At 70.5% G+C, this 22,105-nt stretch carries 21 protein-coding genes; 16 read left to right on the plus strand and 5 right to left on the minus strand.

Features of this window, described 5'->3' with window-relative positions:
- The first annotated feature begins 135 nt into the window (after positions 1 to 135).
- The 8 genes from ACIRQ7_RS35275 to ACIRQ7_RS35310 all read left to right on the plus strand — a co-directional run bounded on the left by ACIRQ7_RS35275 (position 136) and on the right by ACIRQ7_RS35310 (position 7,063).
- Entirely contained in the window at positions 136 to 804 is a 669-nt protein-coding gene (locus ACIRQ7_RS35275; protein ID WP_404266664.1) for an HAD family hydrolase, read from the plus strand.
- Between the two features lie 76 nt (positions 805 to 880).
- A complete protein-coding gene (locus tag ACIRQ7_RS35280) occupies positions 881 to 2,143 on the plus strand; it encodes an MFS transporter (protein WP_404266607.1) in 1,263 nt (420 codons plus the stop codon).
- Complete coding sequence (locus ACIRQ7_RS35285) at positions 2,094 to 3,269, plus strand: acetoin utilization protein AcuC (RefSeq protein ID WP_404266608.1); 1,176 nt, start codon at positions 2,094 to 2,096, stop codon at positions 3,267 to 3,269. Before ACIRQ7_RS35280 ends, ACIRQ7_RS35285 begins: the two co-directional genes overlap by 50 nt.
- 157 nt (positions 3,270 to 3,426) lie before the next feature.
- Positions 3,427 to 4,242, plus strand: a complete 816-nt coding sequence (locus tag ACIRQ7_RS35290) for a phosphatase (protein WP_404266609.1) — start codon at positions 3,427 to 3,429, stop codon at positions 4,240 to 4,242.
- A gap of 128 nt (positions 4,243 to 4,370) precedes the next feature.
- A complete protein-coding gene (locus ACIRQ7_RS35295; RefSeq protein ID WP_014144137.1) occupies positions 4,371 to 4,580 on the plus strand; it encodes a helix-turn-helix domain-containing protein in 210 nt (69 codons plus the stop codon).
- A 119-nt stretch (positions 4,581 to 4,699) separates the two neighbouring features.
- Positions 4,700 to 4,798, plus strand: coding sequence for a 30S ribosomal protein bS22 (locus tag ACIRQ7_RS35300; protein ID WP_003948845.1), 99 nt, complete (start codon positions 4,700 to 4,702; stop codon positions 4,796 to 4,798).
- 202 nt (positions 4,799 to 5,000) lie between these two features.
- Entirely contained in the window at positions 5,001 to 6,050 is a 1,050-nt protein-coding gene (locus ACIRQ7_RS35305) for an NAD-dependent epimerase/dehydratase family protein (protein ID WP_404266665.1), read from the plus strand.
- Between the two features lie 14 nt (positions 6,051 to 6,064).
- Positions 6,065 to 7,063, plus strand: a complete 999-nt coding sequence (locus tag ACIRQ7_RS35310; RefSeq protein WP_404266610.1) for a lysophospholipid acyltransferase family protein — start codon at positions 6,065 to 6,067, stop codon at positions 7,061 to 7,063.
- An 81-nt stretch (positions 7,064 to 7,144) separates the two neighbouring features.
- On the opposite strand, the gene ACIRQ7_RS35315 is transcribed toward ACIRQ7_RS35310, so the two are convergent.
- The 4 genes from ACIRQ7_RS35315 to ACIRQ7_RS35330 form a co-directional block, all read right to left on the minus strand.
- Positions 7,145 to 8,341 (minus strand): DUF5667 domain-containing protein, encoded by a 1,197-nt coding sequence (locus ACIRQ7_RS35315; protein ID WP_404266611.1) that lies wholly within the window; start codon positions 8,339 to 8,341, stop codon positions 7,145 to 7,147.
- A gap of 280 nt (positions 8,342 to 8,621) precedes the next feature.
- Positions 8,622 to 9,404 carry an ECF subfamily RNA polymerase sigma factor, BldN family gene (locus ACIRQ7_RS35320; RefSeq protein ID WP_401474088.1) on the minus strand — a complete coding sequence of 261 codons (783 nt, stop codon included), beginning with the start codon at positions 9,402 to 9,404 and terminating at the stop codon, positions 8,622 to 8,624.
- Positions 9,405 to 9,744: 340 nt separating this feature from the next.
- On the minus strand, positions 9,745 to 10,623 hold the full coding sequence (locus tag ACIRQ7_RS35325; protein WP_404266666.1) for an HAD family hydrolase: 879 nt from the start codon (positions 10,621 to 10,623) through the stop codon (positions 9,745 to 9,747).
- A 257-nt stretch (positions 10,624 to 10,880) separates the two neighbouring features.
- Complete coding sequence (locus ACIRQ7_RS35330) at positions 10,881 to 11,159, minus strand: glutaredoxin family protein (protein ID WP_404266612.1); 279 nt, start codon at positions 11,157 to 11,159, stop codon at positions 10,881 to 10,883.
- A gap of 335 nt (positions 11,160 to 11,494) precedes the next feature.
- Here ACIRQ7_RS35330 and ACIRQ7_RS35335 point away from each other — a divergent pair, with 335 nt between their 5' ends.
- The 6 genes from ACIRQ7_RS35335 (at position 11,495) to ACIRQ7_RS35360 (ending at position 17,775) form a co-directional block, all read left to right on the plus strand.
- Positions 11,495 to 12,265 carry a redox-sensing transcriptional repressor Rex gene (locus ACIRQ7_RS35335; protein WP_401474097.1) on the plus strand — a complete coding sequence of 257 codons (771 nt, stop codon included), beginning with the start codon at positions 11,495 to 11,497 and terminating at the stop codon, positions 12,263 to 12,265.
- Positions 12,262 to 13,632: a glutamyl-tRNA reductase gene (locus tag ACIRQ7_RS35340; RefSeq protein ID WP_404266613.1), complete on the plus strand. Its 1,371-nt coding sequence runs from the start codon at positions 12,262 to 12,264 to the stop codon at positions 13,630 to 13,632. The genes ACIRQ7_RS35335 and ACIRQ7_RS35340 overlap by 4 nt, the downstream gene beginning before the upstream one ends.
- Positions 13,629 to 14,651: a hydroxymethylbilane synthase gene (gene hemC, locus ACIRQ7_RS35345; protein WP_404266614.1), complete on the plus strand. Its 1,023-nt coding sequence runs from the start codon at positions 13,629 to 13,631 to the stop codon at positions 14,649 to 14,651. The genes ACIRQ7_RS35340 and hemC overlap by 4 nt, the downstream gene beginning before the upstream one ends.
- Positions 14,648 to 16,306 carry a uroporphyrinogen-III synthase gene (locus ACIRQ7_RS35350; protein WP_403677332.1) on the plus strand — a complete coding sequence of 553 codons (1,659 nt, stop codon included), beginning with the start codon at positions 14,648 to 14,650 and terminating at the stop codon, positions 16,304 to 16,306. Before hemC ends, ACIRQ7_RS35350 begins: the two co-directional genes overlap by 4 nt.
- 151 nt (positions 16,307 to 16,457) lie before the next feature.
- Positions 16,458 to 17,447 (plus strand): porphobilinogen synthase, encoded by a 990-nt coding sequence (gene hemB, locus ACIRQ7_RS35355; RefSeq protein ID WP_404266615.1) that lies wholly within the window; start codon positions 16,458 to 16,460, stop codon positions 17,445 to 17,447.
- A gap of 151 nt (positions 17,448 to 17,598) precedes the next feature.
- Entirely contained in the window at positions 17,599 to 17,775 is a 177-nt protein-coding gene (locus tag ACIRQ7_RS35360; protein WP_404266616.1) for a CsbD family protein, read from the plus strand.
- Between the two features lie 119 nt (positions 17,776 to 17,894).
- Here the strand turns inward: ACIRQ7_RS35360 and argS are convergent, their stop codons facing one another.
- Complete coding sequence (argS, locus tag ACIRQ7_RS35365) at positions 17,895 to 19,661, minus strand: arginine--tRNA ligase (RefSeq protein WP_401474115.1); 1,767 nt, start codon at positions 19,659 to 19,661, stop codon at positions 17,895 to 17,897.
- A gap of 225 nt (positions 19,662 to 19,886) precedes the next feature.
- Here argS and lysS point away from each other — a divergent pair, with 225 nt between their 5' ends.
- Positions 19,887 to 21,656: a lysine--tRNA ligase gene (lysS, locus tag ACIRQ7_RS35370; protein WP_401474118.1), complete on the plus strand. Its 1,770-nt coding sequence runs from the start codon at positions 19,887 to 19,889 to the stop codon at positions 21,654 to 21,656.
- A 129-nt stretch (positions 21,657 to 21,785) separates the two neighbouring features.
- Positions 21,786 to 21,998 carry a hypothetical protein gene (locus tag ACIRQ7_RS35375; protein ID WP_404266617.1) on the plus strand — a complete coding sequence of 71 codons (213 nt, stop codon included), beginning with the start codon at positions 21,786 to 21,788 and terminating at the stop codon, positions 21,996 to 21,998.
- Positions 21,999 to 22,105 lie beyond the last annotated feature (107 nt).

The following is a 22,105-nucleotide window of genomic DNA, read 5'->3' on the forward strand; positions in this document are numbered from 1 at the left end:
CTGTGGGAGAGTAGGACGCCGCCGAACAATTATTGTGAGATTGCCCCGTTGGGAGCCTTAGGGTTCCCGACGGGGCTTTTTCGCGTTCCCCGACAATTTCGGAACGCCGAGGTGCGGGTCGGTACGCTCGACGGCATGCGCTACGACCTGGTGATTTTCGATAACGACGGCGTGCTGGTGGACAGTGAACCGATCTCCAATCGGATTCTTGCCGACTACCTCACCGAGCTCGGTCACCCCACCACGTACGAGGAATCGCTGCGGGACTACATGGGCGGCGCGGTGCACCGTATTCACGAAGTGGTGCGGGAACGGTCGGGTGAGCGGCTGCCGGCCGGGTTCGACGAGACTTTTCACGCCCGGGTGTTCGAGGCGTTCCGCCGTCAGCTGGAGCCGGTCCCGGGTGTGGCCGAGGTGCTGGAGGAACTGGGCGCGGACGGTGTGCCGTACTGCGTGGCGTCGTCCGGGAGCCATGAGCGGATCCGGGTGGCGCTCAAGAAGACCGGGCTGTTCGGGAAGTTCGGGGAGGGGCGGCTGGGCTGCGGCTCGGGGGAGCGGATCTTTTCTGCCGAGGATGTCGGGCGGGGGAAGCCGGAGCCGGATCTCTTTCTGCATGCGGCGAAGGAGATGGGGATCGCGCCGGAGCGGTGTGCGGTCGTCGAGGACAGTCCGCTGGGGGTGCGGGCCGCGCTGGCGGCCGGGATGGACGTCCACGGGTTCACGGCGATGACGCCGGCGGCGAAGCTCGCGGGGGCCACCGCGGTGTTCGGCGATATGACGGAGCTGCCGGGGCTGTTGCGGTAGCGGCTCGGCGCCCGGTCAGGATTGGCTGTGTGATCCATCTACCCAGCGGTAGCCGGGAGTTCTAGGCTGTGCGGCCATGACGGCCCCTCTGGTACCAGGAGCGCAGCTGCGGCACGGCCGGGTCTCGCTTGCGCTGAGCTTCTTCGTGCAGGGCGCGGTCTTCGCCCTTCTCGTGACCCGAATACCGGCGATCCAGGACCGCTACGGGATCTCGGACGGGCTGCTGCCCGCGTTCTTGGCGGCGGTGCCGGTGCTTGCCGGGCTCGGGAGCGTACTGACCGAGCATCTGGTGAAGCGTGTGCGGCCCAGCCGGGTGTTGCGGTGGGTGCAGCCCGTGGTGTGTCTGGCGCTGCTGGCGGTCGGGTCGGGGAACGGGCTGGCGCAGGCGGCGGTGGCGCTGGGGCTGTTCGGGCTGGCGGTGGGCGCGCTGGACGCCTCGATGAACATGCTCGGGGTGAGTCTGCAGCGCGCGTACGGGCGGAGCATCATGCTCGGGTTTCATGCCGCGTACAGCCTGGGCGGCATTGTGGGGGCCTCGCTGGCGTGGGTGGGGGCGCACTGGCAGCTGTCGCTGGAGGTGCTGTACGGGCCGGTGGTGGCCGTGTTGGTGCCGTTGGCGGTGGTGGCCGGGCGGTGGTTCGTGGACCGGGAGCCGGCGAGTGACGGCGCCGCGCTCAGCGGGGACGCGCCGGGGAAGGCTGCCTCGCCGGTGGCGATGCGGCTGCTGTTGCCGCTGTGCCTGGTGATGGCGTTTGCGTACATCGGTGATTCGACGGTCTCCAACTGGAGCGCGAAGTATTTGCAGGACGTACTGGGGAGCTCGGAGCAGCTCGCGACGGTGCCGTACAACGTCTACATGGTCACGACGTTGCTGGGGCGTGCGGTCGGTGACCTGGGGGTGCGGCGGTTCGGGGCGGTGGCCGTGGTGCGGACGGGGGCGGTGGTGGCCGCCGGTGGGTTCGCGGTGGTGGCGGCGGCTCCCGGGCCGTGGGCAGGGATGGCGGGTTTCACGCTGCTGGGGCTCGGGCTGTGTGTGATCGTGCCGCAGACGTTCGCGGCGGCCGGGCGGTACGCGTTCGAGAAGCACGGTGCGGGGGCTTCGGACACGGCGGTCGCGCGGCTGAATATTTTCAATTATGTGGGCTTCCTGGTCGGCTCTCCGCTGGTGGGCGCGCTGGGCGACGCCTGGAGCTACCGGGGCGCGATGCTGGTGCCGATGGTTCTGGTGCTGGTGACACTGGTGTACGCCCGCTCGTTCGGGCCATCGGACGCCCGATACGGTGACGTGCATGAGCGGCCGCGCACAGCTGATGTGGAACGAGGCAGTAACGGGCTATGACTTCGGCCCGGGACACCCGATGGATCCGGTCCGCCTCGCGCTGACCATGCGCCTGGTGGAGGCGTACGAGCTCGACCGGGGGCCGCTGGAGGTGATCGCGGCCAAGCCTGCCGGGGATTCCACGCTGCGGCTGGTGCACCGCGAGGACTACGTCCGGGCGGTCCGCAGCGCATCGGCCGACCCCGCCTCCGCGGACACCGCGTACGGGCTGGGCACGGAGGACGATCCGGCGTTCGCGGGCATGCACGAGGCGTCGGCGCTGATCGCCGGGCAGTCGGTCGGGGCCGCCGAGGCCGTCTGGCGCGGTGACGCGCTGCACGCGGTGAACTTCGCCGGCGGGCTGCACCACGCGATGCCGGGCGGCGCGTCCGGTTTCTGTATCTACAACGACGCGGCGCTGGCGATCGCCCGGCTGCTGGAGCTGGGCGCCGAGCGGGTCGCGTACGTGGATGTGGATGTGCACCACGGGGACGGCGTGCAGGCGGCGTTCTGGGAGGACCCGCGGGTCCTGACGATCTCGCTGCACGAGCATCCGCGCACCCTCTTCCCGCAGACCGGCTGGCCGGAGGAGACCGGCGGCGACGGCGCGGAGGGCAGCGCGGTGAATGTGGCGCTGCCGGCCGGTACGGGCGATGAGGGGTGGCTGCGGGCCTTTCACGCGGTCGTGCCGGAGCTGCTGGGCGCGTTCCGGCCGCAGGTGATCGTGACGCAGCACGGCGCGGACACCCACTTCGAGGACCCGCTCGCGCATCTGGCGGTGAGCCTCGACGCGCAGCGGGCGGTGGCCGAGGCCTGCCACGACCTGGCGCACGAGCACGCGGAGGGGCGGTGGGTCGCGCTGGGTGGCGGCGGTTATGCGGTGGTGGACGTGGTGCCGCGCAGCTGGACGCATCTGACGGCGATCGCGGCCGGCCGGCCGATCGACCCGACCTCGATGGTGCCGGAGTCGTGGAAGCACGAAGTGTTCCGCAGGACCCGGCAGTTGGCGCCGCTGCGGATGACGGACGGGCGTACGCCGCACTGGCGGGATTTCGTCCACGACGGCTACGACCCGGCGGACCGCCTGGATCAGGCGCTGCTGGCCACCCGGCGCGCGGTGTTCCCGGCGCACGGACTGCTGCCTTAGGGCCGCTCGCCCGGATCGTGTCGGGCGCCGCCGCGGGCAGGGCTTCCTACCGTGTCGGGCGTTCTTGTACGGCCGTACGGCCCGCCGCGCCCCTCGGATGTGTGACTACCCGCCGGTTAGGGCATCCGTTTCCCGACCAACGGCCAGCATGAGGCGCGTGTTGGCCACCGGGGCGCTACGGGCGCACCTGATCGAGGCGCGGCTCGCAGGGACCATCGCGACCCTGCGGGAGAAGAGCCTTGGCCGCTACCGGCTGTTCTCGGCGCGCGATCCCCGGGTGTTGCTGGGGCTGGATCCCGAACGGGAGTGGCCCGTAGGGGAAGTGCTGCGGCTGATGGGGCGGAAGTGCGGGGTTTCGGTCGACCCCAGGCACACTTCCGGCCCCGATGTGATCGATCCGGATCGTACGATCGCGGCGCTGGACGGGTTCGCCGACCGGGTCGGTGAGGCTGCCGCGCGGCGGCTGCCCGTGCTGCTCGGCACCGGGCATCCGCACCGGCTGCTGGATTTCTACGCCGCCCTTGCAGACGCTCTCTCGTCGGCAGGCTGCACCGTCCTCACCCCGGCGTATGGCTGGCGTGTCGACATAGCGACCAGGTTCGGGGTACGTACGTACGCCCTCGACTACGTACGGGGAGTCGCACTGATGCGGGAAACGGGCGTGCGGGGCGCGCCTGGTGAGGGGGGCGTGCACACCCATTCGCCACTTCCGGTGCGGACCGCGCTGGCGGCCGCCGCGGATGCCGGGGGGCCGCTTCCGGGGCTGGTCATCGGCGACCACGGATGGGTCTGCGGGGCAGGTCAGCTGGGCATCGAGGCGATCGGCCTGGCGGACACGGACGACCCCGCGTTGTTCGTCGGGGAGGCGGAGGGCAGGGTGTCCGCGGTGGTGCCGCTCGACGACGCGGTGCGGTCGGACCACTACAGGCCGCTGACGCGCTATGTGCTCAATCGGGCGTGTCTGTCACAGTAGGCGGCTGTTCGCTGCTCCTCTTCCCCACTCGCATCACCCGCCCCTAAATTGGGGAGTGAGCGCATAGCGACGAAGAGTCACCGGAGGGGAAGCCGGTGCCCGTCTTATGCGGAAGGTGCAGGTGTGGCATGGCGGCAGACCAGAGGCCTCTGAACGAGGTCGTGTTTCTGACGGTGGCGGAAGTGGCCACTGTGATGCGAGTGTCGAAGATGACCGTGTACCGCCTGGTGCACAGCGGTCATCTGCCCGCGATCCGTGTGGGGAGGTCCTTCCGGGTTCCGGAGCAGGCGGTTCACGACTACCTCCGCGAGTCCTATGTGGGGGTGGAATCAGCCTGAAGGTCCCCCTCCGACCCTCGGATTACGCCGTACGCCCGGCGGCGGGTAGGCTGGCCCGATGTAGGTAGTGTGGGCTCGGACGCCCCGCACCGAGTGATTCGAAGTTAGCGAGGGTAGTCGTGGGCTCTGTTATCAAGAAGCGGCGCAAGCGGATGGCCAAGAAGAAGCACCGCAAGCTGCTCAAGCGCACCCGTGTTCAGCGTCGTAACAAGAAGTAAGCGACGCTGATCGCGATTTCGCAGCCCCCCATCACCTTTGTGTGGTGGGGGGCTGCGGTGCGTTGTGGGCCGTATGGGCGGCGGTCGGGCGGGAAATGTGGCCGCGAGCATCCTGCGGTCATCACAGTGCAACAACGACCCGATAGCGTGGCCGCACCACTCGGCTCAGGCGGTGGCCGAGGGTGCGAAGGAAGGGCTGATCTTGGGCAAGGTCGTGCTCGTCACGGGAGTCGCACGGCAGCTGGGCGGCAGATTCGTCCGCCGCATCCAGCGGGACCCCGACGTCGACCGGGTGATCGGTGTCGACGCGGTGCCACCGGAGCACCATCTGGGCGGTGCCGAATTCCTCAAGGCCGATATCCGGCATCCGGCGATCGCCAGGGTCCTGGCCGAGAAGGGCGTCGACACCGTCGTCCACATGGACATCAACGGCACGCCCCTGGGCAGCCGCGGCGGCCGCGCCTCGGTGAAGGAAACCAACGTCATCGGGACCATGCAGCTCCTCGGCGCCTGCCAGAAGGCTCCGCACGTGCAGCGCCTGGTCATCAAGTCGAGTACGAGCGTCTACGGTTCCGCGCCGCGTGACCCGGCGGTCTTCACCGAGACCACCTCGCCGAAGTCGCTGCCCAGCGGCGGCTTCGCCAAGGACGCCGTGGAGGTCGAGGGGTATGTGCGGGGCTTCGCCCGGCGCCGGCCGGACGTGGCGGTGTGCGTACTGCGCTTCGCCAACATCCTCGGGCCGTGCGCGGACTCCCCGCTCGCCGAGTACTTCTCGCTGCCCGTCATGCCGACCGTCCTCGGCTACGATCCGCGGCTGCAGTTCGTGCACGAGGACGACGCGATCGACGTGCTGCGGATCGCCGCCTCCGAGCCGCGTCGCGGCACGCTCAACAGCGGTACGTTCAACATCGCGGGGGACGGCGTCCTGCTGCTCTCGCAGACGTCCCGGCGGCTGGGGCGGCCGACGCTGCCGCTGCTCCTGCCGACGGTGACCTGGGCCGGATCGGTGCTGCGGTCCATCGGCATCACGGACTTCTCGCCGGAACAGATCCGGATGCTCACGCACGGCCGGGTCGTCCAGACGACCCAGATGCGCGAGACACTGGGGTTCCAGCCGCAGTACACGACGGCGGAGACCTTCGCGGAATTCGCCCGCAGCCGCGGACCCGGGCTGTTGCCGCCCGAGTCCCTCGCCCGCACCGTCGACCGGCTCGCCGGCGTGCTGCCCGCACGCGGCGGCCCGACCCAGTGAGGAGTTCACCCACGATGGCGGACGCCAAGGTCATTCCCTTCGGCGAGGAGCCCCGGGCGCGCCGGAAGGCCCGCCGGGCCGGGCGTACGGGGCAGAGCCCGGCGCTGGCACCCGTACCGGAAGCGCGCACCGGGCCCGACGAACCCGCTGCCACCGAGCGGCCGGTGGCCGGGCGGTCCCTCGACGCGCGGATCGCGGGCGGTCTGAGCTTCCTGCGCCGGCGGATCACCGGCGACTACGAGGTCGACGACTTCGGGTACGACGAGGAGCTGACCGACCAGGTTCTGATGTCGCTGCTGCGCCCGATCGCCGAGAAGTACTTCCGGGTCGAGGTCAAGGGCATCGAGAACATCCCGGCCGACGGTGGCGCGCTGATCGTCGCCAACCACTCCGGGACGCTGCCGCTGGACGGCCTGATGCTCCAGGTCGCGGTGCACGACAACCACCCGGCCGAGCGCCATCTGCGGCTGCTGGCCGCCGATTTGGTGTTCGTGCTGCCGGTGATAAACGAGCTGGCGCGCAAGGCCGGGCACACCCTCGCCTGCGCGGAGGACGCGCAGCGGCTGCTGGAGCTCGGTGAGGTCGTCGGGGTGATGCCGGAGGGCTTCAAGGGCATCGGCAAGCCCTTCGCCGACCGCTACAAGCTGCAGCGCTTCGGCCGGGGCGGCTTCGTCTCGACGGCGCTGCGGGCCGGCGCGCCGATCGTGCCCTGCTCCATCGTGGGCGCGGAGGAGATCTACCCGATGCTCGGGAACGCCAAGACGCTGGCGCGGGTGCTGGGGCTGCCGTATTTCCCGATCACGCCGACGTTCCCGTGGCTGGGGCCGCTGGGCGGTGTGCCGCTGCCGACGAAGTGGACGATTCAGTTCGGGGAGCCGATCCCGACGGACGGCTATCCGCCGGAGGCGGCCGACGATCCGATGCTGATGTTCAACCTGACCGATCAGGTCCGGGAAACGATTCAGCACACCCTCTACAAGCTGCTCGTGCAACGGCGCTCGGTGTTCTTCTGAGGGAAGGACCAGAAGAACACCGAGCGTCGGCTCGGGGATTGCGCTGTTGCGGGTGCTGCGCTGTGAGGACCTTCCGGCCGACTACTTCGGCAGGTCCTCGCCGTCGATGCCCAGGCCGGGAAGCAGTCCGGGGATCAGCGGCGGGATGGTGACGTCCGGGTCGCCGGATGTGCCCTTGTGGGAGCCGGGGGCGCTCGGGTGCCCCCCCTTGGCCGGCGGGTCCAGCAGACCGCCCGTATTGCCGCCGAGCAGGCCGTCGTCCTGGGACGGGGAGGCCGACGGGCGGGGTGCGTGCGAGCCGCTGCCGTGCTTGCCGGCGGCCGATTTGCTGCCGGAGGGTGCCGGGTGGCCGCTGTGTGCGGATCCGGTGCCCGAGGTGGTGGGCGCCTCGGGGTGGTGCTTCTTGCTCTCCGGGCCGTGTGGCAGCAGGGAGCGGAGCGGACCGACCTCGTCGTCTATGGCGGCGAAGACCGAACTGACCTGGTCGCGGACGTCCATCAGCTGTACCGGGAGCCGGTCACGCAATTTCGACCAGCTGTCGCGATGCGACTTGGTGAAGGAATTCAGCATCTGGATCGGGCCGAGCGAGCCGTCGCGTTGATACGCGGCGTGCAGCAGGCGGTGTCCTTCGCCCGCGTCGTGCTCGACCCCGGAGAGCGCCCTGCGGACCTCGCCCAGTGATTCGTGGTCGAGGTCGGCGACCCGGCCGCGCTCCATCAGGCGACGGGCCTCCATCATGCGGGTGGAGGCCTGGTCGAGATAGAGCTGTCCGCGGGCGGAGTCGTCGTCGGTCATCCCGAGCTTGAGGTCCTCCATCCCGCGCTTGAGGCCGTAGAGATGGTCGCCGGGGAGGGCATCGGAGCTGGCTGCTGCGACGCCGCTGAAGGCTCCGGCGGCGACCCCGACCGTCAGACCGCCCGCGGCCAGCCCCTTGCTGAGGCGGGAACGCGGGCGCAGCCGGCCGAGCGATTTCGCTGCACGGTGTGCGCCTGGTGTGCGTTGCTCGGGCACCCGGACACCGTCGGATGAAGCGCCTTCGGCGAAGGCGGTCTCCATCGCGGCGATGAGCTGGGCGCGTTGGACTGTTTTGACCTCGGTGGCCATCTCGGGCCTCGGGAGTTCCCCGAGGCCGTCGGCGACCGCCAACAATCGTGCTTCTCCCGGCGCTTGCGCCGGATTGTCGACCTGGTCCTCGGCCGCCGCGCCCTCGAGGACCTGCTCCTCCAGGGCCTGGGCGAAGGCGTTGGCCCGCCGGTGCACCGAGACATTCGCGATCACGGGCGGCACCTCCTCTCGTCATCCCGCTCGACTCCCCGGACTGGCTTTGACTATCCAGACGGGCCGGACGGTTGCACGCCGTGGTACGCGGCCACTCGATCGAGTGAGAGGCAGCGGGCATGGCGTGACCGCATGGAGCCTGCATCCCGCACAACGAGCGGCGCGGCACTCGGGTTACGCACTCACGATGATCTGACCGACCGGATGTGAACGGTCACCAGGAGTGAGCAACGGAACGCGTGAAGAGGGAGGTTGGCGGGGGTGGGTGATGGGTCGGGGGTCAGCGGGCGTCTTCCGGGAGGAGCCGCGCAAGGGTGCGGACCGCCCGGTATTGGAGGGTCTTGATCGCGCCCTCGTTCTTGCCCATGACACGGGCGGTCTCGGCGACCGAGAGGCCCTGCAGGAAGCGCAGTGTCACGCATTCCTGCTGCTGGGGGTTGAGCTTGCGGACCGCCTCCAACAGGGCGGCGTTGGAGAGGGATTCGAGGACGGAGTCCTCGGGGCTGCGCTCGACCTCGTTGGCGTCGAGCATCTCGCCGGTGGTGACTTCCAGGCGGAAGCGCGAGGACTTGAAGTGGTCGGCGACGAGGTTGCGGGCGATGGTCACCAGCCAGGCGCCGAAGTCACGGCCCTGCCAGGTGAAGGTGCCGATACGGCGAAGGGCGCGCAGGAACGTCTCACTCGTGAGGTCCTCGGCCGTGGCACGGCCGCCCACGCGGTAGTAGATGTAGCGGTAGACGGTGTCGGCGTACTGGTCGTAGAGGCGGCCGAAGGCTTCGGCCTCGCCGGCCTGGGCGCGTTCGACGAGATCCATCATGCGACGGCTGTCGCTGTCGACGGGACGGCGGGCGGTGGTCGTGCCGGTGCCGGAACGCCGGGTTCTGCCGGCGGCCTTGCCGACCGCGGCACCCCCGTCGGCCAAGGCGTAGCAGGGGCCGGCGGGAACGGCTGAGGCGAATGCGGGGACGGCGTACGCGGTGGGGACAAAACTGCGCAGGTGGTCGACGAGTGTCGTACGCAGCGTAGCCAGGCCCGAGGCGTCAACCCCGACGTGTGGGTACACGGGACTCCCAGAGGCAGAGCTTCCATCACGTGCAGTGCGGGACCGTTCACTCGTCGTAGGGACGTGTGGGTTCCGGATTGCGTCTGAGGAGAATAACGCTTCGTACAGGCAGCGCTACACCCAGTTGCTCAAATCATCGATTACTTACGTTCCGTGCCGGGTTGGTGACAGATCAAGTATCGAATATTGAGCAACTATTGATCGGAAGGGAACGAAATCTGCCTGGTTGGAGGGCGTGTTGTGGTTGCGCGCCAGGAGCGGGACTGCGGGGGTGGCGCCGGGGGTAGGCAGAAGGGATGCGCCGCTGCCCGGCCCGGCGATCAGTCCTGGTCAGGGGCGGTCAGCGACGGCGACGCTGGAGCGCGACGGCGGCCGCCGCGCCGCCCGCGAGGGCACCCACACCGGCCGCGGCGGGGATGCCGATTTTGGCCGCCTTGCGGCCCGTTCGGTAATCCCGCAGCCGCCACCCCTGCTCCCGGGCGTGCTTGTGCAGCCGGCTGTCGGGGTTGATGGCGTACGGATGCCCGACGAGCGAGAGCATCGGGATGTCGTTGGCGGAGTCGCTGTAGGCGGCGCAGTGCGAGAGGTCGAGGCCCTCGGCGGCGGCGAGCGCGCGGACGGCTTCGGCCTTGGCCGGGCCGTGCAGCGGTTCGCCGACCAGCTTGCCGGTGTAGACCCCGCCCACGGACTCGGCGACGGTGCCCAGCGCGCCGGTCAGGCCGAGGCGGCGGGCGATGATCGTCGCGGTCTCCACGGGGGCCGCGGTGACCAGCCAGACCTTCTGGCCCGCGTCGAGGTGGGCCTGGGCGAGCGCGCGGGTGCCCGGCCAGACACGCTCGGCCATGTACTCGTCGTAGATCTCCTCGCCGATGGACATCAGCTCGGCGACGCGGTGGCCCTGGACGATGGACAGCGCGCTGTTGCGGACGTCCGCCATGTGCTCGGGGTTCTCCGAGCCGGCCAGCCGGAAGTAGATCTGCTGCCAGGCGAAGCGGGCCAGCTCGCGCTTGTGGAAGAAGTGCCGCTTGTAGAGGCCGCGGCCGAAGTGGAAGAGGGCCGCGCCCTGCATGACGGTGTTGTCCAGGTCGAAGAAGGCGGCGGCGGCCTCGTCCCCGGCGACCGGGAACTCCGGCTCCTCGGGGGTCTCCTCGACCTCCTCGGGCGGTGCTTCCTGCGACGACTTGCGGGCCGCTTCGGCGGCGGCCTCGCCCGCCAGCACGCTGCGGGCCGTGGCGGGCCTCCTGCGGCGGGTGAGCCATCCCGTCGGGAAGCCGGAGAGGAAGGTGCCGACGGGTGCGCTGCCGGGGCCTTGGCCGGGCTTTCCGGGGCGGTGGTCGGGAGACGGGAGGGACATGCGGCCAGCCTAGCCAGTTTGTTCGGTGGGCCCGGTTACGGCCGCGTGTCAGAGAGGCCTGGAGTGGCCGACCGTTGCGTGACGGCCCCGGGTGGGCGCGCCGGCGGGGTCCGGTGGCGGCTTCAGGCGCCGAGGGCCGTCCGCAGGCGCTTGGGGTCCACGCGCCAGAAGTCGTGCTGGGCACCGTCGACCAGGATGACCGGAATCTGCTCCCAGTATTTGTGGTGCAGCTCGGCGTCCTCGGTGATGTCCTTCTTCTCCCAGGAGGCGCCGGTCTCGGCGCACACCGTCTCGATCACGGTCTGGGCGTCGTCGCACAGGTGGCAGCCCGGCTTCCCGACGAGCGTGACCATGCGCTCGGCGGGGCTCTTGCGGGGGCTGCGGCTGAACAAGGGGGCCATGGGTGTCATTGTGCCCGGTCCGCGGCGGTTCTGAGGTGGGGCTGTGGTCGATTACCATCGGTGGGCGATTTGTAGGTTTCCGGGGGCATAGCGGTGAGGAGTGAGGGCGCGTGCTCCCGTCGGCGCACCCGCGTGATCAGGGCGGAGCGGGTGAACGGTGTGGTGTGGGAGTTGGTTCCACGGGCACCTGGAAAGGGCGCGTGAGCCCGGTCACTTTGGCCGGACAAAGCGGACACCATCTTTGTGCACGCGTTCACAAAGACATAGCCTGCTGTCGACGGGGCGGTCGGGGGACGTACGGCCGCCCGCAGCCCCGCTCTACCCGCAGGAGCACCGTGGCAACTGGCCGAACTCACCGACCGGCGACCCGAAGCCGAGGCATTCCCGAGGCCACCGTCGCCCGGCTTCCGCTGTATCTGCGTGCGCTGACCGCGCTCTCCGAGCGATCGGTCCCCACGGTCTCCTCCGAGGAGCTCGCGGCCGCGGCGGGGGTCAATTCCGCCAAGCTGCGCAAGGACTTCTCCTACCTCGGCTCCTACGGGACCCGCGGTGTGGGCTATGACGTGGAGTACCTCGTCTACCAGATCTCGCGTGAGCTCGGCCTGACCCAGGACTGGCCCGTGGTCATCGTCGGTATCGGTAACCTCGGCGCCGCACTCGCCAACTACGGCGGGTTCGCCTCCCGCGGCTTCCGGGTCGCCGCACTGATCGACGCCGACCCCGCCATGGCGGGCAAGCCCGTCGCCGGCATCGCGGTGCAGCACACCGACGAGCTGGAGCACATCATCGACAGCAACGGCGTCTCGATCGGCGTCATCGCGACGCCGGCGGGCGCGGCCCAGCAGGTCTGCGACCGCCTGGTCGCCGCCGGTGTCACGTCGATCCTCAACTTCGCGCCGACCGTGCTGACCGTCCCCGACGGGGTGGACGTGCGGAAGGTCGACCTGTCCATAGAGCTGCAGATCCTCGCCTTCCACGAGCAGCGCAAGGCGGGCGAGGACGCCGCCCACGACGACGGCCCGCCGGCCCCGCCGGCACGTTCGGCCGGCGCCGCGACCCACCGCAAGGGACCCGACGGGGACGTGCCCGCCGTGATGCCGGCATGAGTCTCCTGGTCGTTGGTCTGAGCCACCGCAGCGCACCGGTCAGCGTGCTGGAGCGGGCCGCGCTCGCCCCCGAGGCGCGCGGCAAGCTGCTGCAGGACGTGGTGTCGGCGGAGCCGGCATCCGAGGCCGCGGTGCTCTCCACCTGCAATCGCATCGAGCTCTACGCCGACGTGGACAAGTTCCACGCCGGTGTCGCCGACCTGTCCACCCTCCTGGCCCGCCACAGCGGCGCCGGCCTGGAGGAGCTGACCCCTTATCTCTACGTCCACTACGAGGACCGTGCCGTCCACCACCTCTTCTCGGTGGCCTGCGGACTGGACTCGATGGTCGTCGGCGAGGGCCAGATCCTCGGGCAGATCAAGGACGCGCTGGCCGTCGCGCAGGAGCAGCACACCGCGGGCCGGCTGCTGAACGACCTGTTCCAGCAGGCTCTGCGGGTCGGCAAGCGTGCGCACAGCGAGACCGGAATCGACAAGGCCGGCCAGTCGCTGGTCACCTTCGGCCTGGAGCAGCTCGCGGGCGGCCCGGACGTGGGCACCTGGGCCCGGGGCAAGCGGGCGCTGGTGATCGGCGCCGGTTCGATGTCGTCGCTGGCCGCCACCACCCTCGTACGCGCCGGGATCGGTGACCTCGCGGTCGCCAACCGCACGGTCGAGCGCGCCGAGCGGCTCACGCAGATCCTCACCGAGCCGGGCGGCCCCGGCGCCGCGAACGGGCTGACCGCCCGCGCCGTGCCGATGACCGCCGTCGAGGACGAGCTGGCGCGGGCCGACGTCGTCGTCTCCTGTACCGGCGCGACCGGGCTGGTGCTGGCCGGTCTCGTGGTGGCTGCCGCGCTCGCCGAGCGGGAGGCGCCGCTGGCGCTGCTCGACCTGGCGATGCCGCGGGACATAGACGCCGCGATCCACCGGATCGAGGGCGCGCATCTCGTCGACATCGAGTCGCTTGCCGACGCGTCAGCGGACGCGCCGATGGCGGCCGACGTGGACAAGGTGCGCGGCATCGTCTCGGAAGAGGTCGCCGCCTTCGGTGCCGCCCAGCGGGCCGCGCACATCACCCCCACCGTGGTCGCCCTGCGCACCATGGCCGCGGACGTCGTCGCCGGTGAGATCGCCCGGCTCGACGGTCGCCTTCCCGACCTGGACGACAAGCAGCGCGCCGAGATCACCCAGACGGTGCGCCGCGTCGTCGACAAACTCCTGCACGCGCCCACCGTGCGGGTCAAGCAGCTGGCGAGCGAACCCGGCGGCGCCGGGTACGCGGACGCGCTGCGAGAACTCTTCGACCTCGACCCCCAGACGGTCGCCGCCGTCAGCCGGGCCGACATTCGGGGCGACAGGCACGATGCAGCACGGGAGCGGGCATGACTGACAGCACTATGAAGGGCCGGACCCTGAGGTTGGGCACGCGGCGAAGCAAGCTCGCCCTGGCCCAGTCCGGGCAGGTCGCCGAGGCGGTGCGCGAGCTGACGGGTCGCCCCGTCGAGCTGGTGGAGATCACCACGTACGGCGACACCTCCCGCGAGCACCTCGCGCAGATCGGCGGGACCGGCGTCTTCGTCTCCGCGCTGCGCGACGCACTGCTCGCCGGAGAGATCGACTTCGCCGTCCACTCGCTCAAGGACCTGCCGACCGCGCAGCCGGAGAACCTCACGCTGGCCGCCGTGCCGGTACGTGAGGACCCCCGGGACGCCTTGATCGCGCGCGACGGCCTCACCTTTGAACAGCTGCCCGACGGCGCGCGGGTGGGGACGGGTTCCCCCCGGCGCATGGCGCAGCTGAACGCCTGGGCCAGGTCGCTGGGCCGGCGTGTGGAGACCGTACCGATCCGCGGGAACATCGACACCCGCATCGGTTACGTCGAGAAGGGCGAGCTGGACGGGGTCGTACTGGCCGCCGCCGGGCTCACCCGCATCGGCCGGATCGACGAGGCGACGCAGCTGCTGTCGCCCGACGTGGTTTTGCCTGCCCCCGGCCAGGGGGCGCTGGCGATCGAGTGTGCTGCGGTCAACGCAGAGCTCGCCGCCCAGCTCGCCGGACTCGACGACCCGGGCACCCGGGCCGCCGTGACCGCCGAGCGTTCCCTGCTCGCCGCCCTGGAGGCCGGCTGCTCCGCACCTGTGGGTGCGCTGGCCGACCTTTCCCCAAGCTCTCGACTTCGTTCGAGCAGGGGAGACTCCAAGGCTGATGAGCAGGTTGTCACCGAAATGCACCTGCGTGGTGTCGTCGGCACGACCGACGGCCACGCGCTGGTGCAGCTGTCCACCACCGGGCACGTACCCGCCTCTCTTGACGACGTGTCGACCCCGCTGAACATGGGTCGTGAACTCGCCGCCGAGATGCTCGCCAAGGGTGCGGCCGGTCTTATGGGGGAGCGAGCACTTTGAACCCCACCGCCCCAAATCACTCCGCCTCAGGCCAGGTCACCTTCCTCGGTGCCGGGCCGGGAGACCCGGGTCTGCTGACGCTGCGTGCCGTGGAGGCGCTGGCCCACGCGGACGTGTTGATCGCTGACCCGCAAGTGCTGGACGTCGTGCGCGTCCATGCGCGGGCACAGGTGGACACACCCCTGCAGGCATCAGCTGACGAGGCGTCAAACCCCGTCATGCCCGCGGAAGTTTCGGCTCTCCGTGACACCGCCAATCTTGTCATGGCGGCCGCCCGTGCGGGCAAGCGGGTCGTCCGTGCAGTGACGGGTGACCCGGGCCTCGACGGGTACGTCGCCGAGGAGATGCTGGCCTGCGCCGCCGAAGGCATCGTCTTCGAGGTCGTGCCCGGCGTCGCCGCCGCCGTCGGTGTCCCGGCCTACGCCGGGGTACCGCTGCGCGACGCGCAGGGCACCGACGTACGGTTCGTCGACGCGCGCAGTGCCGATGACCGTTGCTGGGCCGAGCTCGGCGCCAGCGACGCGACCGCCGTGGTGTCGACCACCCTCGACTCGGTGGCCGCGGCCGCCGGCGAGCTGGTGTCCGCGGGACGCAAGCCCGACACCCCGCTGACCGTCACGGTCGCCGGCACCACCACCCGCCAGCGGACCTGGACCGCCACCCTCGGGTCGGTCGCCCAGGTGCTCAAGGCCGCCAAGGTGCTGCCGTCGCCGGATGGCGGCCAGCCGGTCATAGCCGTGGTCGGTGAGCGCAGCGCCGCAGCACAGCGCGACCAGCTGTCGTGGTTCGAGTCCAAGCCGCTCTTCGGCTGGCGGGTACTCGTGCCGCGGACGAAGGAGCAGGCCGCGTCGCTCTCCGACCAGCTCGTCTCGTACGGCGCGGTGCCGCACGAGGTCCCGACGATCGCCGTCGAACCGCCGCGCACCCCGCAGCAGATGGAACGCGCGGTCAAGGGCCTGGTCACCGGCCGCTACGAATGGATCGCCTTCACCTCGGTCAATGCCGTCAAGGCGGTCCGGGAGAAGTTCGAGGAGTACGGCCTGGACGCCCGTGCGTTCGCCGGGATCAAGGTCGCGGCGGTCGGCGAGCAGACCGCCAAGGCGCTGATCGCCTTCGGTGTGAAGCCCGACCTGGTGCCGTCCGGCGAGCAGTCGGCCGCCGGTCTGCTGGAGGACTGGCCGCCGTACGACGCGGTCTTCGACCCGATCGACCGGGTGTTCCTGCCGCGCGCCGACATCGCCACCGAGACTCTGGTGGCCGGGCTGATCGAGCTGGGCTGGGAGGTCGACGACGTCACCGCCTACCGGACGGTGCGCGCCTCGCCGCCGCCGGCCGAGACGCGGGAGGCCATCAAGGGCGGCGGCTTCGACGCCGTGCTGTTCACGTCCTCGTCGACCGTCCGGAACCTCGTCGGTATCGCCGGCAAGCCGCACAACGTGACCGTGATCGCCTGTATCGGCCCGGCGACCGCCAAGACCGCCGAGGAGCACGGGCTGCGGGTGGACGTCATGTCGCCCGAGCCGTCGGTGCACAAGCTGGCCGAGGCGCTCGCGGACTTCGGGGCGGCGCGGCGCGATGCCGCGACGGAGGCCGGGGACCCGGTCACCCGGCCGAGCGAGCGGCGGCCCGGATCGCGCAGGAGGGCTCGCAGCTGAGTCGCTGACACCGGCACGCACGTGCCCCGCACCCGCTTCGCCGGGTGCGGGGCACGGCTGTTTTCGCGCCCCTGCCCCGGGCGCCGGGTTCCGGCCGGGGCCGACGCTGCGTCGGCAAAGGCAGGTCCGGGGCGGGCGTAGCGTGGATGGTATGACCAAGTACGGAAACTTCCCCGGCGCGCGGCCGCGGCGGCTTCGCACCACCCCGGCCATGCGGCGGATGGTGGCCGAACACCGGCTGCACCCGGCCGACTTGATCCTCCCGGCGTTCGTCCGGGAGGGCATCACGGCGCCGGTGCCGATCTCCGCGATGCCGGGGGTCGTGCAGCACACCCGTGACTCCCTGCGGAAGGCGGCCGTCGAGGCGGTGGAGGCCGGCGTCTCCGGGATCATGCTCTTCGGCGTCCCCGAGGACGCGAAGAAGGACGCCCTGGGCTCGGCCGGTACGGACCCGGACGGGATCCTCCAGGTCGCCATCCGGGACGTGAAGGACGAGGTCGGCGACGACCTCATCATCATGTCGGACCTGTGCCTGGACGAGTTCACCGACCACGGCCACTGCGGCGTCCTGGACGCCGAGGGCCGGGTCGACAACGACGCGACGCTGGAGCGCTACGCCGAGATGGCGCAGGTGCAGGCCGACGCGGGCGTCCATGTCGTGGGGCCCAGCGGCATGATGGACGGGCAGGTCGGTGTCACCCGTGACGCGCTCGACCAGACCGGCCACGAGGACGTCTCGATCCTCGCCTACACCGCGAAGTACTCGTCGGCGTTCTACGGCCCCTTCCGGGAGGCCGTCGGCTCGTCGCTCCAGGGCGACCGCAAGACGTACCAGCAGGACCCGGCCAACCTCCGCGAGTCGCTGCGCGAGCTGGCGCTCGACCTCGACGAGGGTGCCGACATGGTCATGGTCAAGCCGGCCATGCCCTACCTCGATGTGCTGGCGAAGATCGCGGACGCGGTGGACGTACCCGTCGCCGCGTACCAGATCTCCGGTGAGTACGCGATGATCGAGGCGGCGGCCGAGAAGGGCTGGATCGACCGGGACAAGGCGATCTGGGAGTCCCTGACGGGCATCAAGCGGGCCGGCGCGAACATGATCCTCACGTACTGGGCGACCGAGGTCGCGCGCGCCCTCTGAGGCTTTTGCCCCGCCCCGCCCCGCCCGCGCATGCGCTCCCGTTCCCGGACTCCGGGGGCGGGAGTTCTTGCGTACGGTGTTTTGCCCGGCGGGTGCCGGGCACGCGACCTGTCGTCAAGGAAAACCCCGACCGCATGAGGAGAGGGCAACCATGACCGCCAAGCGCACGATGCAGGCCAAGGGCGCACAGGCACGAGGCAGCCTCAAGGTGGCCGCGGGCCGTGCGACGGGCAACCGTCGGATGCAGGCAGAGGGGCATGCGGAGAAAACCGCCGGCCGCTCGCTGGACGCCGCGCAGAAGACCGAGCACGCGATGCGCGGGCATTGACGCACAGCGTCCCTGCCCGGCTCCGGCCGGCAGGAGCGGTGCCGCGACATGAGGGTGGCCCCGGCGATGCGTTCGCCGGGGCCACCCTCATGTCGTCACGCGGACCGCGTCCGCCGCCGTCAGAGCCGCTCGGGCGTACGGATGCCCAGCAGCGCCATGCCCTGGTGGAGGGTGCGGGCCGTCAGGTCCGAGAGGAAGAGACGGTTCTCGGCGACGTCCTGGGGGACCTCGGCCTTGAGCACCGGGCACTGGTCGTAGAACGTCGTGAACAGCGACGACAGTTGGTAGAGGTACGCGGTCAGCTTGTGCGGGGCGTACTCGGCGGCGACCTCGGCGAGGACCTCCGCGAGCTGGTCGAGGTGCAGACCGAGCGCCCGCTCGGCCGGGGCCAGCGCCAGCTCCGGGTGGGCCAGGGACGCCAGGCCGCCGGACTTGCGCTTGATCGAGCAGGACCGGGCGTGGGCGTACTGGATGTAGACGCTGGTGTCGCCGTTGAGCGAGACCATCTGGTCCAGGTCGAACTTGTAGTCGCGGGCGGCGGACGTGGAGAGGTCGGCGTACTTCACCGCGCCGATGCCCACCTGCGCGGCACGCTCGGTGATCTCGGCCTCGGTGAGGTCCTGCGCCTTCTCGCGGACGACCGCCGCGGCCCGCTCCGTCGCCTCGTCCAGGAGGTCCATCAGCCGCACCGTCTCGCCCTCACGGGTCTTGAACGGCTTGCCGTCCTTGCCGAGGACGGTGCCGAAGGCGAGCTGGACGGCCTCGGTCTTGTCATTGAGCCAGCCGGCCCGGCGGGCGGTCTCGAAGACCATCTTGAAGTGCAGCGACTGGCGGGCGTCGACGACGTAGAGGAGGGTGTCGGCGCCGAGGTTCTGGACGCGGTCACGGATCGCGGAGAGGTCCGTCGCGGCGTAGCCGTAGCCGCCGTTGGACTTCTTGACGATCAGCGGGACGGGGTTGCCGTCCGGGCCCTTGACGTCGTCGAAGAAGACGCAGAGCGCACCGTCGGAGCGGACCGCGACGCCGGTCTCCTCCAGGATGCGGCAGGTCTCCTCCAGCATGGAGTTGTAGCCGGACTCGCCGACGATGTCGGGGTCGCGGATGTCCATGTCGAGCTTGTTGAAGACGGAGTAGAAGTAGATCTTCGACTCGTCGACGAAGCGGCGCCACAGGGCGAGGGTCTGCTCGTCGCCGGCCTGGAGGTCGACGACCCGGCGGCGGGCCCGGTCCTTGAACTCCTCGTCGGAGTCGAAGATCGCGCGCGATGCCTTGTAGAGGCGGTTGAGGTTGGACATGGCCTCCTCACCGGAGACCTCGCCGCCCTTGTGGTCCAGCTCGTGCGGGTGCTCGATCAGGAACTGGATGAGCATGCCGAACTGGGTGCCCCAGTCGCCGATGTGGTGCCGGCGGACGACCTTCTCGCCGGTGAACTCCAGGATCTCCGTCATCGCCGCGCCGATCACGGCCGACCGCAGATGGCCGACGTGCATCTCCTTGGCGACGTTCGGCTGGGCGTAGTCGATGACCGTGGTGCCGGCTTCCGGTGCGTACGGGACGCCCAGGCGGTCGTCGGCGGCCCGCTCGGCGAGGGTCGTGATGATCGCCTCGTCCGCGACGGTGATGTTGAGGAAGCCGGGGCCGGAGACCTCGATCTCCTTGATCAGCGCGCCCTCGCCCGTCGGGATGCCCGCGACGACCTGGCTCGCCAGCTCGCGCGGATTGCCCTTCAGCTTCTTCGCGAGGGCGAGCATCCCGTTGGCCTGGAAATCGGCCCGGTCGCTTCGTCGCAGCAGCGGGTCCGCGGCGCCGGCCTCCGGCAGGGCTGCCGAGAGGGCGTCCGCGACGCGCTGGTTGACCGTAGCTGCGAGGGAGTGGACCGAGGCCATGGAGAGTGCGCTCTCTTCTAGACGGGAGTGCCGGGGAAAGGGTTTGCCAACGAGTATCCCACGGCGATACCACTGAATTTCCGTCTGGGACAATGGCACCGTCAGGCTCGTGTGCGCCGCGCGGCGCAGGACGGGCCGCTCGGGGAAGCAGCCAGGTCCCCCGGGCCGGCAAGCTCCATCAGGCATCGCAAGATTCATCAGGAACAGGTAGAGGAAGGGCCGATCGTGGCTCAGCAGAGCACCGAGACCGACTGGGTCTCCAGGTTCGCGGACGAGGTCATTGCCGAGGCGGAGCGCCGTGCCCCCGGCAAAGTGACATCAGGCGCTGCCGCGCCGGTGATCGTCTGCGCCTCCGGCCTGAGCCCGTCCGGCCCCATCCACCTCGGCAATCTCCGCGAGGTCATGACGCCGCACCTCGTCGCCGACGAGATCCGCCGCCGGGGATACGCCTGCGACCACCTCATCAGCTGGGACGACTACGACCGGTTCCGCAAGGTCCCGGCCGGTATCGACCCGTCCTGGGCCGAGCACATCGGCAAGCCGCTGACGTCGGTGCCCGCCCCTCCCGGCAGCGCGTACGACAGCTGGGCCGCGCACTACAAGGCCGCGATGGAGGCCGCGCTCCAGGAGCTGGGCGTCGAGTACCGCGGCATCAGCCAGACCGAGCAGTACACCTCCGGCGTCTACCGCGAGCAGGTGCTGCACGCGATGAAGCACCGCGCCGACATCGACGCCGTCCTGGACCGCTACCGCACCAAGGACAAGGCGACCGGCGCCCCGAAGAAGCAGGGCCAGAAGCAGCAGAAGCCGGATGCCGCCCTGGACGCAGCCGAGCTGGAGGCCGCCGAGGGCTCCGGCGCGGCCAGTGAGGACGACGGCAGCGCGGGCGACGCCGGCTACTTCCCGTACAAGCCGTACTGCACGGTCTGCGAGAAGGACCTGACCACGGTCACCTCGTACGACGACGAGAGCACCGAGCTGGCCTACCACTGCACCGCGTGCGGCCACTCCGAGACCGTCGTGCTGCGCGAGTTCGACCACGGCAAGCTGGTCTGGAAGGTCGACTGGCCGATGCGCTGGGCCTACGAAGGCGTGGTCTTCGAGCCGTCCGGTGTCGACCACTCCTCGCCGGGCTCGTCCTTCGTCGTCGGCGGCCAGATCGTCCGCGAGGTCTTCGACGGAGCCCAGCCCATCGGCCCCATGTACGCCTTCGTCGGCATCAGCGGCATGGCCAAGATGTCCTCCTCCAAGGGCGGCGTGCCCACCCCCGGCGACGCCCTGAAGATCATGGAGGCCCCGCTGCTGCGCTGGCTCTACGCCCGCCGCCGCCCCAACCAGTCCTTCAAGATCGCCTTTGACCAGGAGATCCAGCGGCTCTACGACGAGTGGGACGCGCTGGAGCGGAAGATCGCCGACGGCAGCGCCCAGCCCGCCGACGTCGCGGCCTACCGCCGCGCCACCGGCACCGCCGCCGGCGAGCTGCCCACGACGCCGCGCCCGCTCCCGTACCGCACCCTGGCCTCGGTCATGGACATCACCGCGGGACACGACGAGCAGACGCTGCGCATCCTGACCGAGCTGGACCCGGAGAACCCGGTCACCTCGCTCGATGAGACCCGGCCGCGGCTCGACAAGGCCGAGTACTGGATCACCACCCAGGTCCCGGCGGAGCAGCGCACCATCGTCCGCGACGAGGCGGACAAGGAGCTCCTCGGCACGCTCGACGACCAGGCCCGCACCTCGCTGGCGCTGCTGCTCGACGGCCTCGACGAGCACTGGTCGCTGGACGGCCTGACCACGCTCGTCTACGGCGTCCCGAAGATCCAGGCCGGGCTGGCGCCGGACGCCAAGCCGACGCCCGAGCTGAAGGTCGCCCAGCGTGCCTTCTTCGCCCTGCTCTACAACCTCCTGGTCGGCCGGGACACCGGCCCGCGGCTGCCCACCCTGCTGCTGGCGGTCGGCGCGGACCGGGTGCGCAAGCTTCTCGGCGGCTGAGGGCGGCAGCGGGGAGAAGCAAGCGCCGGCGGGTCGTAGGGCCGGTCGGCGCGGCTGCGACTTTCGAAGGAGTACGGGTTCGGCCCCGGGGAGGAGGATCCCCGGGGCCGAACCCGTCACGCTGAAGCCATGAGAGGAATCATCGGCTTCATCGCCATGCTTCAGGGGGCTCTGGGCTTCATCGGCCAGGTGTTCTTCGACAGCGGCTGGGGATTGCTGCACCACTGGTTCGATCTGCCGTCGCCCGCCTACCTCGGCGTCTTCGCGGCCGGCGCGGCGCTGGCCGTGTGGGGGGACGTGGACAAGAAGCGGAAGCGGGTGGGGCCCGGGGCGGCGGGGTAGGGCCGCGGGCCGCACCGAGGCCGGGGGCGTGCGGGGGCGCGGGGGCGTGCCGCCCGGCCCATGGGATGTGCCGGCCCCTGCGAGGGGCCTGGCCCTGCGAGGTGCCG

Source organism: Streptomyces sp. NPDC101393 (assembly GCF_044767385.1).
GTDB lineage: Bacteria > Actinomycetota > Actinomycetes > Streptomycetales > Streptomycetaceae > Streptomyces.